Origin of the sequence: Vibrio sp. 1CM23M, assembly GCF_023161755.1 — a bacterium.
Lineage (GTDB): Bacteria > Pseudomonadota > Gammaproteobacteria > Enterobacterales > Vibrionaceae > Vibrio > Vibrio coralliirubri.
In genome coordinates, this window is the sequence record NZ_JALNTR010000004.1 from 385277 (window position 1) to 400654 (window position 15378).

A 15378-nucleotide genomic window follows, 5' to 3' on the forward strand; every position below is an offset into this window, starting at 1 on the left:
TCTCTTTAAAAAAGAATTAAGCCGCTTTTTGAGCGTCTTTAACTAGCTTAGCTACACGATCAGATAGAGATGCGCCTTGACCAACCCAGTGGTTAACACGATCTAGGTCTAGACGTAGACCTTCTTCTTGACCTTGAGCAGTAGGGTTAAAGAAACCTACTTTCTCGATGAAACGGCCAGTTGCAGCGTTACGGCTATCCGCAACTACGATTTGATAAAATGGGCGCTTCTTTGCACCGTGACGTGCCAAACGAATGGTTACCATGTCGTCCTCTTTGCTTTCTTAATAAAATAATTAACCCCAAGTATAAGTAAATAGCTTGGGGTCTCGTGCCAAATTAAAGCCCCGGAATTTTACTCTTATTCCGGTGCAATGCAAGGGCTTTAGCTATTTTTTCACCAACATAGCTGCCGTACACTTTCTGTGACACGGCTAACACTATGAAAAGTAACGTAGCTAAAGCTTACATTTGTAGATTATCGACCAAACGGGTTAAAGCCACCACCCATTCCGCCCATACCTCCACCGCCGCCCATCATGCCTTGCATGTTGCGCATCATGCCTTTCATGCCACCTTTCTGCATCTTCTTCATCATCTTCTGCATTTGGGTGAACTGCTTAAGCATACGGTTTACATCTTGTACCTGTGTACCAGAACCAGCAGCAATACGCTTTTTGCGTGAGCCTTTGATTAGGTCAGGGCGTTGACGCTCTTTCATGGTCATAGAGTTGATGATCGCTTCCATTTGCTTGAACATCTTGTCATCAACTTTATCTTTAACGTTATCTGGTAGCTGAGACATGCCTGGAAGCTTATCCATCATGCCCATCATGCCGCCCATGTTTTGCATCTGACCTAGCTGTTCACGGAAGTCTTCAAGGTCAAAGCCTTTCTTTTCTTTGAACTTCTTAGCCAGTTTCTCTGCTTTCTCGGTATCAACGTTTTTCTGTAGGTCTTCAATAAGAGACAGTACGTCGCCCATACCTAAGATACGAGAAGCAACACGATCTGGGTGGAACGGTTCTAGTGCGTCAGTCTTTTCACCAACACCCAAGAATTTAATTGGCTTGCCTGTGATATGACGAACAGACAGAGCAGCACCACCACGCGCATCACCATCAACTTTCGTCAAGATAACACCGGTTAGTGGTAGCGCATCACCAAAGGCTTTTGCAGTGTTGGCAGCATCTTGACCTGTCATTGCATCAACAACGAACAGTGTCTCTACTGGTTTAATTGCAGTATGAAGCTCTTTGATCTCGCCCATCATCTCTTCATCGATAGCCAAACGACCCGCAGTATCGACAAGTAGCACGTCGTAGAATTTCTTCTTCGCGTGGTCGATTGCAGCGTTTGCAATATCAAGAGGCTTTTGATCAGCTGAAGATGGGAAGAAGTCTACGCCAACATCGCTTGCTAACGTTTCAAGCTGTTTGATTGCCGCTGGACGGTAAACGTCGGCAGACACAACCAAGACTTTCTTCTTATCACGCTCAGTTAGAAGCTTAGATAGCTTACCTACCGATGTGGTTTTACCCGCACCTTGTAGACCCGCCATTAAGATAACGGCTGGCGGCTGCGCTGCTAGGTTAAGAGCCTCGTTAGACTCACCCATCACCGCTTCAAGTTCAGCTTGAACGATCTTAATGAATTCTTGACCAGGCGTTAGAGATTTAGAAACCTCAACACCCACAGCGCCTTCTTTTACGCGCTTAACAAAATCGCGGACAACGGGCAGTGCAACGTCGGCTTCAAGTAGCGCCATACGTACTTCACGCAGCGTCTCTTTAATATTGTCTTCGGTCAGACGACCTTTACCGCTGATGTTCTTCAGCGTTTTGGATAGACGATCCGTTAAATTATCAAACATAGTTTTCTCTTCGCTCAAAACTGCGACTATTACTGTGAGTATACATTAGCGTGGATTAGAGTCATACCCGTTGTAGAGCGTTAATCATCCGTGCTTGTGATGTGAGACATTATTCACTTAGAATTGAATGAGGTTCGCCATAGCCCCAAAGAGCGATGCGAGGTATAATTCGCCAATTAGTAATCATTAAAATGGATACCATGGACAGTCTTATTGCGATCGCAGCAGCCTTTCTTTATACAATGGCGATTTCCACGATCATTCCAGGTCTCGTGCACCAAACAGGAATCCGTGTAAAAACGGTGTTTATCAGCGCATTACTTGCTCTAGCTTTCCATGCTTGGTTGCTTGGCGATTTGATTTTTAATGCCAGTGGCCAAAACCTCAGTATCTTGAACGTTGCTTCATTAATCAGTTTAATCATATCTGTAGTAATGAGCGGTGCCATGCTCAAAACCCGTCTATGGTTTATCTTGCCCGTCGTTTATAGCTTCGCTGCGCTGAACTTGATGGCTGCCACTTTTCTTCCAAGCACCTTCATCAAACATCTAGAGAATGACCCAAAACTGCTCGTGCACATCTCTTTGGCTCTATTTTCATACGCAACGTTAACAATCGGCGCGCTATACGCCCTGCAACTTGCGTGGCTAGATCACAAACTTAAAAAGAAAAAAGCCTTAGTGATAAACCCTAACCTACCTCCTTTAATGATGGTGGAAAGACAGCTTTTCAAGATCATTCTGATTGGTAATGGCTTATTAACGGGTACTTTGTTGACGGGTCTCATCTTCGTGCAAGATATGTTCGCTCAAGGAAAAGCACACAAGGCTGTGTTGTCTTTTATCGCTTGGGTTATCTACTCCATTCTTCTATGGGGTCACTATCAGAAAGGTTGGCGAGGACAGAAAGTCACTTGGTTCGCACTGGCCGGCGCCAGCATGCTCACATTAGCCTACTTCGGTAGCCGCTTCGTCCAGGAAATCATCCTGAACTAGTCTGTAAAATAAAGGCAAGGTCTAACATACCTTGCCTTTACAATATTGAGTGCAATACATTCAATTGACATCTCGACCATGTTCGGTCATAAATTAATCAAGATACACAAATAGGAAAATAATAGTTTTGGACGACATATCAACGGGTATCTTATTTGCGCTACTCGCGTGTCTCATTGTAATTTCTGGTTATTTCTCTGGTTCCGAAACGGGCATGATGTCCCTGAACCGCTACCGTTTAAAGCACTTGGCCAATACGGGTCATAAAGGTGCCAAACGCGTAGAAAAACTTCTGAACCGCCCAGACAGATTGATTGGCCTCATTCTCATCGGCAACAATCTCGTCAACATTCTTGCATCTGCGATCGCTACTATTCTTGGTATGCGTATCTACGGGGATATCGGTGTGGCTATCGCTACTGGTACCCTGACTCTCGTGATCCTCGTATTCGCCGAGGTAACACCAAAAACCATCGCTTCTCTATTTCCTGAACGTGTCTCTTACGCGAGTAGTATCCTTTTGATGATACTAATGAAGGTGCTGTCACCATTGGTGATCTTAGTGAACTTCATTACCAACGGCTTCATTCGTATCTTAGGCGTTAAAGCCAGTCACGATGCGACCGACCACTTGAGCTCTGAAGAGCTTAGAACTGTGGTAAATGAAGCCGGTAGCCTGATCCCTCAACGTCACCAAGATATGTTGGTGTCTATTCTGGATTTAGAGCACGTCACCGTGAACGACATCATGGTGCCGCGTAATGAGATTACTGGTATCGATATCAATGACGATTGGAAATCTATCGTTCGTCAATTGACCCACTCGCCTCATGGTCGTGTGGTTCTCTATCGTGACCAAATAGATGAAGTGGTCGGCATGCTTAGGCTGCGTGAAGCTTACCGCCTGATGCTTGAAAAGAACGAATTCAATAAAGAGACACTGCTGCGTGCAGCGGATGAGATCTACTTTATTCCTGAAGCGACACCACTCAACATTCAGCTACTCAAGTTTCAACGCAATAAGCAGCGCATCGGCTTGATTGTTGATGAGTATGGTGACATCAACGGCTTGGTTACATTAGAAGATATTCTAGAAGAGATCGTAGGTGAGTTTACCACCTCAATCGCCCCAAGCTTATCTGAAGAGATTACTCCGCAAAGCGATGGCAGCTTCTTAATTGAAGGCAGCGCTAATATCCGAGACATCAACAAAGGCTTACAGTGGGCACTGCCTACCGATGGCCCAAGAACGCTGAATGGTTTGATACTGGAACATCTTGAAGATATTCCAGAGAGTCACCTCAGTGTTCAGGTTGCCAGCCACCCAATGGAAATTGTTGAGCTTGAAGAGAACCGCATCAAACTGGTTCGCGTGTTCCCACAGATCGTGAACGGCTAACTGAGTTATCACTGAATCTCTGTCTCGCCCTAAAATACGTTGACGAAAAAGGCCCGGTTCATTGAACCGGGCCTTTTAATATCTAACTCACCGCATCAAGGTGAACGAACAACGACTAGTCGATTTTAAGCTCTTGCAGCATAGATTCTGGCAGTGCCAGTTCATCATTCTTGTTTACAGAAATACCTGCAGCGATGATCGCATTCGCGATCTCTTTCGCTTCATCCAAAGAGTGCATTGCCGCCGTACCACATTGGTATTCATTCAGCTCAGGGATCTTATTCTGGTTCTCAACTTTCAGTACGTCTTGCATCGCTGCCAACCATCCGTCAGCCACTTGTTGTTCTGTAGGCGTACCAATCAGGCTCATGTAGAACCCCGTACGACAGCCCATAGGTGAAATATCGATGATCTCTACATCTGAACCGTTCAATTGATTACGCATGAAACCAGCGTATAGGTGCTCTAGGGTATGGATACCTTTCTCAGATAGGATGTCTTTGTTTGGCGCAGTAAAACGCAGGTCAAACACAGTGATGGTATCCCCTTTTGGGGTTTGCATTGTTTTAGCAACACGAACTGCTGGTGCGTTCATGCGTGTGTGATCAACAGTGAAACTATCTAATAAAGGCATTGCTCTTCTCCATGACGGCTGGCTTTAGAAAAACCAGCTTCGATTGTCTTCTAGTTCTTTGCGGCACTGCTTCAGCTGCCATCCATAATCTTTTGCTTGCTGTTCAACTTTACGCGCCACCTTAATCAGCGATGGCTTGCTGTTGTATGACTTGCGCTTATAACCACCACGGCCTTCATGATAAGCCAGGTATTGATTATATGGATCCCATAGTGAGATGCCCAATTGACGACGCGTCTCGCTGGTATACCAACCGATGAACATCAATGCATCATCAAAGTTGGTTCTTGAGCCACCGTTATTGGTCGCCTTTTGGAAGTCTTCCCAAGCAGGATCTTGAGCTTGTGCATAACCGTAGGCACTGCTTACACGTCCCCACGGTATAAAGCCAAGAATGTAATCTTTAGGTGGGCGCGCATCATGACGATAGCTACTCTCTTGTTTAACAAAAGCCATCGCAACGTTAATCGGCGTTCCCCACTCTTCTTGCATATCCAAGGCATCTTCATACCATGAAGGGTGCTCTCGAAAGATGCTACACAAATTATCTTGCTGCTTTGGCGGTGGCGTTGCACATCCAACCAATAGGCTTGAGACAACACCAACAGTCACTACAGGTAACCATTTACTACTCACACGAGTAGGCTGACCTAATAAGGCTTGCTTCCTTTCCACCAAAGTCTCGCTATGCTTTTAAATACGAAAAATAGTCCGCTAAGAAGCTATCAAAATCTTGAGTGCTTGCTTCTTCACTTTGTTGCTGAGCAATCACAGAACGTTGAACTTCTGCTTCCATCAACTCAGCTGAATACACTTTGTATTGGTGCGCTTTGTGTTGCTGAGCGTACGTTTTACCTAACGCACAGCCCACTTTACCTAAGCCACCCAGTTTTTTGGTTTCTTCTAGTAACTGGCCAGAAATGGTCAGCTCTGGGTTATCAATCCAAGCTTCAAGCGTATCGCACGTTTCTTGGTATGCTCGACCACCTTGTTCAGCGTCCATCATCTCGGCAATAGAGCGTAGATCTTTGAAGACACGCTTCGCCCAATCTTGCAGAGACAATCGCTCACCATGACAACCGATTTGCAGCTCTAGACCAACCTGACGACCTTCTAGGATCACCTTGTTCCAGTTATCGCGCCAGCATTCAAGCTCGCAGTTATCCATCTCTGCTGAGTCCGTCAGCACACTCCACGTTAGGAATAAATCTAAGAAGCGAACTTGCTGCTCATTGATACCAATTGAGCTGAATGGGTTTACATCTAAAGAGCGAACCTCAATGTACTCAACACCACCGCGTGCCAATGCTTCAGATGGCTTCTCACCACTCTTCGCTACACGCTTAGGACGGATTGGAGCGTAAAGCTCATTCTCAATTTGTAGTACGTTGCTATTCAATTGACGGTATTCACCATCAACCTTAGTGCCAATCTCAGCGAATTCTTCAGATGGTGTACGAATCGCTTGATTCAAACCTTCAAGGTATTGGTCTAGGCTGTTGAAACCAATCTTCAATACGCTTTGAGCACTGTTGGTGTAGCCAAGGTCGCTCAGGCGCAGAGCCGTTGCTTTTGGTAGATACAGTGTCTCGCCAATCTTTTCAAAAGGCAGGCTTGTCTCTCTTCCTTTGATGAAAGAAGAACATAGCGCAGGTGAAGCACCGAAGAAGTATGGGATTAACCAACCAAAGCGGTAGTAGTTACGAATCAAACCGAAGTAAGCATCTGACTTAGATTCACAACGCGCTTCTTCAGTTTGCTCTCCAAACAGGCTATCCCAAAAACTTTCTGGGAAAGAGAAGTTGAAATGAACACCAGAGATAATCTGCATCAGGCTACCGTAACGACGTTTTAGGCCTTCACGATATAACGTCTTCATCTTACCGTTGTTAGAGGTGCCGTATTGCGCTAGCTGAATGTAATCTTCACTGCCAACGTAACAAGGCATAGAAAGCGGCCATAGTTTTTCGCCGTCTAACTTGGTTTGCGTGAAGTGATGGATATCAGACAACTGATTCAAAAGCGTCGGAACGTCGTTAGAAACAGGCGTGATAAATTCCAGTAGCGACTCAGAGAAATCTGTCGTTACCCATTCGTTCATCAACGCAGATCCCAAAGCCTCAGGGTGCGGCCCAGTAGCAAGGTGCCCATCTTCCGTGTAGCGTAATGTTTCCCTTTCAACACCACGACCAAATTGAGAGAAGGTCTTAGGGTTGGTTGCAACTTGCTTTAGTCGCGCAGCAAAATCAGTCAAAATTCAGTTCACTTATCTTATATTGTTCTGATTAGAACTATCATAAATTAGGTTGGAGGAGAAAAGTAGAGTCTCTTCCCTCCCCCTTTAATGTGTACTCTAACGAATGATTTCAAGCTCTTCTATTGGAATATCTAACTTTTCTAATTGCGGGCGAAGCGAAGTCGCGTCACCAACAACGATTATTTGATAATCATTCGGGTCAAACCATTTCTTAGATAGTTCGTTTAAGGTCTCTTTTGAAACCGTTTCAACTATCTGATTACGCTGTTGTAGGTAATCTTCATCAAGGCTCAATGCAACAATATTACTCAACAACCCAGCCTTTTGACTTGGCGTTTCGTATTTGAGTGCATCTTGTTGACCGACGGCAAGGCGCATAAATTTCACCTCTTCGTCAGTTAATCCACTTTGGCTAAACTCATTCAGCTCATTAATAAACTCTTGAATCGATGGAACCGTCGCATTCGCCCTTACCTGCGCGCTAAATACCACTGCGCCAGTTTCACGAGTACTTGCGAAGTAACCGCTTGCACCGTAAGTGTAGGCTTTGTCTTCACGTAGGTTCTGGTTGATACGGCTATTGAAGTTGCCCGCTAAGTTAAAGTTAGCTAACTGGCTCAAATACAATTCGCCCGTCGCATCAAACGGCAGGCCCTTACGAACCAAGCGAACAATGCTTTGCGGCGCACCCGGTTTATCAACTAAGTACAGGTGCTGACCAGAAAGCTCTTTGACGATCTGTGGACGTGTTAATGGTGCCGCATCGCCTTGCCACTCTTCAAAGAATTGTAGCTGTTTCCCTACCTCTTTCTTCGAGATGTCTCCCACAACAACAATATTGGCACCTTCTGGTGTGTAATGCTGCGCATAGAATTTTTTCACATCGTCTAAGGTCAATTTCGATAGAGATTCCTTAGTGCCATCACTTGCGCGAGCAAAAACAGTGTCACCAAACAGCACTTCACGGGTTGCTTGAGAAGCCATCCAGCTTGGCTGCTGGTGCTGATAGACAACGCCTTCTAGCATCTGTTTCTTAACACGCTCGAAGTCTTGCTCGTCAAACTTAGGCTCGAATAGAACCTCTTGCACAATCGCCAAGGTTTGAGGCAGGTTTTTCTCTAGCGTCGAGACTGAAATATCTGTGGTGTAGCTGCCCGCACTAATGCTCACACTGCTACCAAGTTTATCTAAGGTCGCTTGTAACTCTTCAACGGTCCGTTTGGTTGAGCCTTCTTCCATCATCGAAGCGGTTAGGTTCGCTAGGCCTTCTTGCCCTTTGCGAACATAACGCTCGCCAGCTGGAAGTTGAATCTGTAGCTGTACCGTCGGTGTTTCACTGGTTACAGTACCAATCAAGTCAGTACCATTTGCAAAGTGCATGCGGTACAACTCAGGCATGGTCGCCTCAACACCAAAGTTCACTTCTGGCATCACACTGCGATCAAAGGTATTCGGTGCCTTTCTGAAATCCAGTTGGTCTTCCGTCACCTTGCTGTATTCCGGCAACGTACGTGGTGGCGTGGTAAAGGTCGCTTCACGAACCGCTAAATCGAGTTTTTTCTTAGGAACCACACTCAAGGTAACCTTGTGCTTACCTTCGATGAAATCTTGGTATGCCTTGCTCACGCTCTCAGGCGTCACAGCTCGGATTTGATCGAGTTGTGATTCAATGCGATCAGGCTGACCATAGAAGGTTTGGTTAGACGCAAGTTGCGACACCTTACCTTTAACACTTTGCAATGCGAAAACGGCATTCGCTTCTGCCATGCCTGTGATCTGGTCTAAACGCTCTTGCTCAACGCCCTCTTTCGAGAATTGCTCTAGGGTATCCATCAGCTCTTTATTAAGAACCGTCAAATCGCCTTTTTCACCTGAGTTGCCCATTGCATACACGTACATGGTACAAGCAAGCTCAGCACAATCATGGAAAGATCCAGCGCTGACTGCCTTCTGCGTTTTTACTAGGTTTTGATATAGGTAACTGTTGGTACCTGAACCTAACACGTTAGACAGTGCATTCAGGGAAGCTTGCGTCTCTTCGCCGCGATACGTTGTTGGCCAACCCACAAGCACCATCGGCTGACGAATATTGTCTTCTAAGGTGATGTACTTATCTTCTGTTAGAACAGCAGGTTGCTTCTCTGCCGCCTTCACTTCAGGACCTTGAGGGATTGGGCCAAAGTACTTGTTCACCCACTCTAGCGTGTCATTAACGTCGATATCACCACCAATCGTTAACACGGCATTGTTTGGGCCGTACCAACGCAGGAAGAACGCCTTTAGGTCATTCACATCAACGCGGTCAAGATCTTCAACATAGCCGATTGGTTGCCAAGAGTAAGGGTGACCTTCTGGGTAAAGCGCTTCGCCCATGCGTTCCCACATTAAGCCGTAAGGACGGTTTTCGTAGCTCTGCGCTCGCTCGTTCTTGACCGTGCCTCTTTGTACCTCAAATTTTTTCTGAGAAACTGCATCCAACAAGAAGCCCATTCGGTCTGATTCTAACCACAGCATTTTTTCAAGTTGGTTAGAAGGAACAGTTTCAAAGTAGTTGGTGCGGTCACGATTGGTCGTTCCGTTTAACGATCCACCCGCTTCGGTAATGATCTTAAAGTGCTGTTGGTCACCAACGTTCTCAGAACCCTGGAACATCATGTGCTCAAAGAAGTGAGCAAAGCCCGACTTGCCAATCTCTTCACGTGCTGAGCCGACGTGATAAGTTACATCAACATGCACCAACGGATCGGAATCATCAGGGGAAAGAATAACTGTCAGACCGTTTTCAAGCTGATACTTGGTGTAAGGAATCACCACTTTATCTTTAGAGGGCTTAACCTCTTCTAACAGAGTGACACCTTCAGGTAACGAGGAAAAGAAGGGCGTTGAGCTAGGTACATTGTAAGAACAGCCAGCAATGGCGATAAGAGAAAATGTACCAAGTAAAACCTTTTTCATAGGTTCTCCTTAGAAAAAACCGAAGTAGATAGCAGCAAGTAAGCTATAGCGAGCGGCTTTGCCAATCGCTATCAAAATAACGCTAGGGATGAATTTCATTCTTAGCCAACCCGCCGCTAGACACAAAGGGTCACCAATGATCGGTAACCAACTAAATAACAGTGTCCAGTAACCATAACGGCTCAGCCAAGCCATAGCCTTATGACCATGCTTTTCAGATTGAGTTCGATTAGGCAACCACAAACCAATCCAATAATTAGTCAGGCCACCTAAGGTGTTACCAAGTGTCGCTATGAGAATAATCGACGATGTTGAGAATTGATCTAGGCTCAATGCTGCAACAAGACTGGCTTCTGAACCGCCGGGCAATAACGTGGCACTCAAGAAGCCACTGATGAAGAGTACCCAAAGCGCCGAGTCAGAGAACCACAGCGCGATATTTTCAAAAAGGGAGTTAAAGAATTCTAGCACTTCCTATCAACCTTGTTGCATTTTAAGCAGTACCTTGCCTCTGGTGTGTCCGGTTTCAACCTGCAGATGAGCCGACTGTGCTTCGTCTAGTTGGTAGATACCTTGAATTTCTGTTTTAAGTAATCCAACACTCACCATATAAAGCATGGCGTCCATTTGCTCAGGGTTTGGCTCAACCAGCATGCCTGATGCAGTAAAACCTAGTAGTGTGGCTTTTTCGCAGATCAGTTCTGCAGATAGAGTCGGAACAGTCACTACTCTTGCTCCATCTTTCAGGCACTTCAATGCGTCAAGCGCGGTATCACCACCGACCAAATCAATCAACACATCAACATCAGAAACTCGCTCTGAAGCTGGAGCAAACTTATAGTTGATCGCATGAGCGCCTAGCGTTGCGAGATAATCGAGGTTAGCTTCGCTGCAGGTTGTGTAAACCTCGGCTTTTGCTGCCACTGCGATTTGAACCGCAAGGTGACCAACACCGCCCGCACCCGCTAAAATAAGCACGCGATCGCCTTCTTTCACTTCGGCTTTGTTGAGCGCTTGTGCCGCTGTTTGGCTCGCGAGTGGTAATGCCGCTGCCGCTTCTAGAGTGACAGAATCAGGAACCATACTTAATGCAGCTTCTGGAACACACACATATTGGCTGTAACCGCCACCTTGCAATGGAAAACCAATAAAGCCAGCCACGTTATCACCAACAGTAAAGCGTTCAGCCTGTTCGCCTAGCGAGACAATTTGCCCTGAAATATCGTAGCCAGGCACCCAAGGCAGGTTATCTTTGTTTTGTGCTGCCGCCCAACCAAGGCCTGCACGGGTTTTCACATCAATCGGATTAATGCCCGAAAAGGAAACTTTAACCACCACTTCTCCAGCCTTAGGCTCAGGGATCGCACTGGTTTGAATACTAAGGTTTTCGACGCCGCCGAATTGAGTAATCGCAATCTGTTTATTTTCCATTTCCACATTTCCTTGATTGATAAAAGCCCTAGTGAGCAAGCACCCTAATTAATAAAAAGAAAGGGATGCGAAAGCATCCCTTTGACTATAAACCATTTAATAAGGCTAAGTTAACCGCTCATTCGTAAATTGACGACCAATTAACGTAACGATGCATGACCAGTAATCCATTAACCAACTAGTGCTAATAGAATACCCGCCGCAACCGCACTACCAAGTACACCGGCTACGTTCGGGCCCATTGCATGCATCAACAAGAAGTTCTGAGGGTTTGCCTCAAGACCAACCTTGTTCACAACACGTGCCGCCATTGGAACCGCCGATACGCCAGCTGCGCCAATCAGTGGGTTGATGTCCTCTTTCGAGAATCGGTTCAACACCTTAGCCATCAATACACCACCCGCCGTACCGATACTGAACGCGACCGCACCTAAACCTAGAATACCCAGTGTTTCTAAGTTCAAGAACGTATCCGCTTGAAGCTTAGAACCAACCCCTAGACCTAGGAAAATAGTTACAACGTTAATCAGTTCGTTTTGAGCTGTTTTTGAAAGGCGATCAACCACACCCGCTTCACGCATTAAGTTACCCAGACAGAACATTCCCACTAGAGGTGTTGCTGAAGGTAGGAACAAAATCGTCATCAGTAGTACAGCAAGCGGGAAAAGAATCTTCTCTGCTTTGCTAACGTGACGAAGTTGAGCCATCTTAATCTTGCGCTCTTCAGGAGACGTTAACGCTTTCATGATTGGTGGCTGAATGATAGGAACCAACGCCATGTAGCTATAAGCCGCTACTGCAATGGCACCTAAAAGATCCGGAGATAGCTTACTCGCTAAGAAGATCGCAGTTGGGCCATCGGCACCACCAATGATCGCAATTGACGAAGCATCGGCCATCGAGAACTCCATTCCTGGAACATAGTTCAGCAAGATAGCGCCAAATAGCGTTGCAAAGATACCAAACTGAGCCGCAGCCCCTAACCACAATGTTTTAGGGTTCGCAATCAACGCACCGAAGTCCGTCATCGCACCAACACCCATAAAGATCAGCAGTGGGAAAATACCTGTCTCAATACCAATGTAGTAGACGTAGTAGAGCAAACCACCTGGATCAGTAAACCCAGCATTTGGAATGTTTGCTAATACAGCACCAAAACCAATAGGTAGTAGAAGTAACGGTTCAAATCCTTTACGAATTGCCAAAAACAACAGTAAGCAACCAACCAGCATCATACAGATCTGGCCGAACTCAAAGTTCGCAATCCCTGTTTCAGACCATAAGGTCATCAATCCTTCCATGGTACTCCCTTACGCTAAGCTTAGTAGTGGAGCGCCTACAGTAACTGCATCGCCTTCTTTAACATTCAATTCTTGAACGATACCACCACGAGCAGCACGAACTTCCGTTTCCATCTTCATCGCTTCTAGGATTAGCAGAACGTCGCCTTCAGCAACCTCAGCACCAGGCTGAACGATCACTTTGAAGATGTTGCCTGCTAATGGAGCTGGAACTGCTTCTGCATCAGAAGCAGCAGCAGGTGCTGCTTGAGACGCTTGTGCTGGTTTCGCTGATGGAGATACCGATGTCAGTTCACCTTGAGGGCCAACTTCAACATCGTAAACCTGGCCATCAACCTTCACGCTGTAGCTTTCAATACCACCAGAAGCTGGTACAGGAGCTGCTGCAACTGGAGCCGCAACTTCTAACGTTGGTGCAGGTTCAAATGCTTCAGGGTTTCGACGGTTTTTAAGGAACTTAAGACCTACTTGTGGGAAGAGCGCGTAAGTCAGTACATCATCAACCGTATCTTCAGCTAGAGAGATACCCTCTGATTTCGCTTTCTCTAACAGATCCGTCGTTAACGTATCCATTTCAGACTTAAGTAAATCAGCAGGACGACAAGTAATCGGCTCTGCGCCATCCAGTACTTTCGCTTGCAGTTCAGCATCAACCTCAGCAGGAGCTTGACCGTATTCACCTTTCAGTAGACCAGCAGTCTCTTTCGTGATGCTCTTATAGCGTTCACCCGTTAAGACGTTAATAACCGCTTGAGTACCGACAATCTGAGACGTTGGTGTAACTAAAGGAATGTAACCAAGCTCTTTACGTACGCGTGGGATCTCTTCTAGAACTTCATCCATGCGATCGGCAGCGCCTTGCTCTTTAAGCTGGCCTTCCATGTTAGTTAACATGCCGCCAGGAACTTGAGCGATTAGGATGCGAGAATCGACACCTTTCAGCTGACCTTCCCATTTCGCGTACTTCTTACGTACATCACGGAAGTAAGCTGCGATGGGTTCAATTTGGTCTAATTTAAGATTCGTGTCGCGCTCTGTACCTTCTAACATCGCAACAACCGTTTCGGTTGGCGTATGACCGTAAGTACAACTCATTGAAGAGATAGCGGTATCTAGAATGTCGATACCCGCTTCAACGGCTTTAACCGCTGTTGCAGTCGATAGACCGGTTGTCGCGTGGCTATGCAGTGCTAGAGGAACGTCACACGATGCTTTGATACGTGTAATCAGCTCTTCTGCTTCATACGGCTTTAATAAACCTGACATATCTTTGATACATAGTGAGTGACAACCTAGGTCCTCTAGGCGCTTAGCCAAATCAACCCAAGTATCTGAATTGTGAACCGGACTGGTTGTGTAAGACAACGTACCTTGAGCGTGGCCACCAACGTCGATCGTTGCTTTCACTGCTTTTTCAAAGTTACGCACGTCATTCATCGCATCAAAGATACGGAATACGTCCATGCCGTTTTTATGGGCACGTTCAACAAATTTTTCTACTACATCATCCGCGTAGTGACGGTAGCCCAATAGGTTTTGACCACGCAGTAGCATCTGCATTGGTGTGTTTGGCATCGCTTTTTTCAGCTCACGCAAACGCTCCCATGGATCCTCGCCAAGAAAACGGATACACGAATCAAACGTCGCGCCGCCCCAAGTCTCAAGTGACCAGTAACCGACTTTATCCAGTTCTGCCGCAATTGGCAGCATATCTTCGATACGCATACGAGTAGCAAATAGTGACTGGTGCGCGTCACGAAGTACCACATCTGTGATAGCTAGTGGTTTAGACATGCTCATAAACTCCTTTTTAATCCTTTAAATGCTACTTAGCAGTAGACGCACGGTATTGATGAACCGCGGCCGAAATTGCTGCCACTACCTGTGGACTAACAGCTGAAGGGTTTGATTGTGATTTTTGAATTTTTTTAGGTGCTGCGATCGGCTCTGGTACTTCTTCTGGTACCAGTTTTGACATCAACCGAACGAGGTAAACTAGAATAGTTAGGAAAATAAAGACAACGGACATCCCCGTTATCATTAGAGTCGCCGCATCTCCTAGCAGGCTTCCAATATTAGTCATGTTGCTTCCTTTCTTCGTCATCCTGACATACGTACAGGATTTCAGCGAATAGTGATCCCGACCCATGGATTATCTCGATTGGTAAAAGTTTGTCAATTTTGTTTAAGGTTCTGTTACGGATAACGCACACATAAGGTTAATTATTCGCCTATCAGATCACATAAATCTGTCAAATACGTCATTTTTAGATATTTAAACTGTGACTTAAACGGTGCTTTTCTGGGAATTGATATGAGAAAGGTGGAATAACAAAGAAGCAATCAAGAACTACTTTAAATACAACAAGTTAAACAACGAACAAATTTAACATTGTCGCAACAATTTTACAGCAGACATAAAAAAAGCCTCGTATAAACGAGGCTTTTTCTAATAATGTGGCGCGCTCTGGAGGATTCGAACCTCCGACCGCCTGGTTCGTAGCCAGGTACTCTATCCAGCTGAGCTAAGAGCG

Annotated in this window: 13 protein-coding genes; 2 read left to right on the plus strand and 11 right to left on the minus strand. The window is 45.9% G+C overall.

Annotated features, from left to right (window positions below; translation table 11 throughout):
• Window positions 1–16: 16 nt before the first annotated feature.
• A complete protein-coding gene (rpsP, locus tag MSG35_RS15925; protein ID WP_004410028.1) occupies window positions 17–265 on the minus strand; it encodes a 30S ribosomal protein S16 in 249 nt (82 codons plus the stop codon).
• 212 nt (window positions 266–477) lie between these two features.
• On the minus strand, window positions 478–1872 hold the full coding sequence (ffh, locus tag MSG35_RS15930) for a signal recognition particle protein (protein WP_010435884.1): 1395 nt from the start codon (window positions 1870–1872) through the stop codon (window positions 478–480).
• A gap of 200 nt (window positions 1873–2072) precedes the next feature.
• Here ffh and MSG35_RS15935 point away from each other — a divergent pair, with 200 nt between their 5' ends.
• Entirely contained in the window at window positions 2073–2867 is a 795-nt protein-coding gene (locus tag MSG35_RS15935) for an inner membrane protein YpjD (RefSeq protein ID WP_019825854.1), read from the plus strand.
• 127 nt (window positions 2868–2994) lie between these two features.
• Window positions 2995–4266 (plus strand): CNNM domain-containing protein, encoded by a 1272-nt coding sequence (locus tag MSG35_RS15940; RefSeq protein WP_019825852.1) that lies wholly within the window; start codon window positions 2995–2997, stop codon window positions 4264–4266.
• 115 nt (window positions 4267–4381) lie between these two features.
• On the opposite strand, the gene luxS is transcribed toward MSG35_RS15940, so the two are convergent.
• The 9 genes from luxS to MSG35_RS15985 form a co-directional block, all read right to left on the minus strand.
• Window positions 4382–4900, minus strand: a complete 519-nt coding sequence (gene luxS / locus MSG35_RS15945; protein ID WP_017056597.1) for an S-ribosylhomocysteine lyase — start codon at window positions 4898–4900, stop codon at window positions 4382–4384.
• Window positions 4901–4924: 24 nt separating this feature from the next.
• Complete coding sequence (locus MSG35_RS15950) at window positions 4925–5575, minus strand: hypothetical protein (protein ID WP_017629422.1); 651 nt, start codon at window positions 5573–5575, stop codon at window positions 4925–4927.
• Window positions 5576–5585: 10 nt separating this feature from the next.
• Entirely contained in the window at window positions 5586–7154 is a 1569-nt protein-coding gene (gene gshA / locus MSG35_RS15955; RefSeq protein ID WP_061038635.1) for a glutamate--cysteine ligase, read from the minus strand.
• 99 nt (window positions 7155–7253) lie between these two features.
• Window positions 7254–10112: a pitrilysin family protein gene (locus MSG35_RS15960; protein ID WP_248384518.1), complete on the minus strand. Its 2859-nt coding sequence runs from the start codon at window positions 10110–10112 to the stop codon at window positions 7254–7256.
• A 9-nt stretch (window positions 10113–10121) separates the two neighbouring features.
• Window positions 10122–10583, minus strand: a complete 462-nt coding sequence (locus MSG35_RS15965) for a YqaA family protein (protein WP_210450433.1) — start codon at window positions 10581–10583, stop codon at window positions 10122–10124.
• Window positions 10584–10589: 6 nt separating this feature from the next.
• Entirely contained in the window at window positions 10590–11543 is a 954-nt protein-coding gene (locus tag MSG35_RS15970) for an NADP-dependent oxidoreductase (protein ID WP_248384519.1), read from the minus strand.
• A gap of 170 nt (window positions 11544–11713) precedes the next feature.
• On the minus strand, window positions 11714–12844 hold the full coding sequence (locus tag MSG35_RS15975) for a sodium ion-translocating decarboxylase subunit beta (protein ID WP_019825842.1): 1131 nt from the start codon (window positions 12842–12844) through the stop codon (window positions 11714–11716).
• Window positions 12845–12853: 9 nt separating this feature from the next.
• A complete protein-coding gene (gene oadA / locus MSG35_RS15980; protein ID WP_248384520.1) occupies window positions 12854–14638 on the minus strand; it encodes a sodium-extruding oxaloacetate decarboxylase subunit alpha in 1785 nt (594 codons plus the stop codon).
• Between the two features lie 31 nt (window positions 14639–14669).
• Window positions 14670–14927 carry an oxaloacetate decarboxylase subunit gamma gene (locus MSG35_RS15985; protein ID WP_004741884.1) on the minus strand — a complete coding sequence of 86 codons (258 nt, stop codon included), beginning with the start codon at window positions 14925–14927 and terminating at the stop codon, window positions 14670–14672.
• Window positions 14928–15378 lie beyond the last annotated feature (451 nt).

Bases quoted from the DNA above. Each gene is read 5' to 3' on its own strand.
- MSG35_RS15960 (WP_248384518.1), bottom strand. From the start codon at position 10,112: ATGAAAAAGGTTTTACTTGGTACATTTTCTCTTATCGCCATTGCTGGC.
- MSG35_RS15985 (WP_004741884.1), bottom strand. From the start codon at position 14,927: ATGACTAATATTGGAAGCCTGCTAGGAGATGCGGCGACTCTAATGATA.
- MSG35_RS15970 (WP_248384519.1), bottom strand. From the start codon at position 11,543: ATGGAAAATAAACAGATTGCGATTACTCAATTCGGCGGCGTCGAAAAC.
- luxS (WP_017056597.1), bottom strand. From the start codon at position 4,900: ATGCCTTTATTAGATAGTTTCACTGTTGATCACACACGCATGAACGCA.
- MSG35_RS15975 (WP_019825842.1), bottom strand. From the start codon at position 12,844: ATGGAAGGATTGATGACCTTATGGTCTGAAACAGGGATTGCGAACTTT.
- oadA (WP_248384520.1), bottom strand. From the start codon at position 14,638: ATGTCTAAACCACTAGCTATCACAGATGTGGTACTTCGTGACGCGCAC.
- ffh (WP_010435884.1), bottom strand. From the start codon at position 1,872: ATGTTTGATAATTTAACGGATCGTCTATCCAAAACGCTGAAGAACATC.
- MSG35_RS15935 (WP_019825854.1), top strand. From the start codon at position 2,073: ATGGACAGTCTTATTGCGATCGCAGCAGCCTTTCTTTATACAATGGCG.
- rpsP (WP_004410028.1), bottom strand. From the start codon at position 265: ATGGTAACCATTCGTTTGGCACGTCACGGTGCAAAGAAGCGCCCATTT.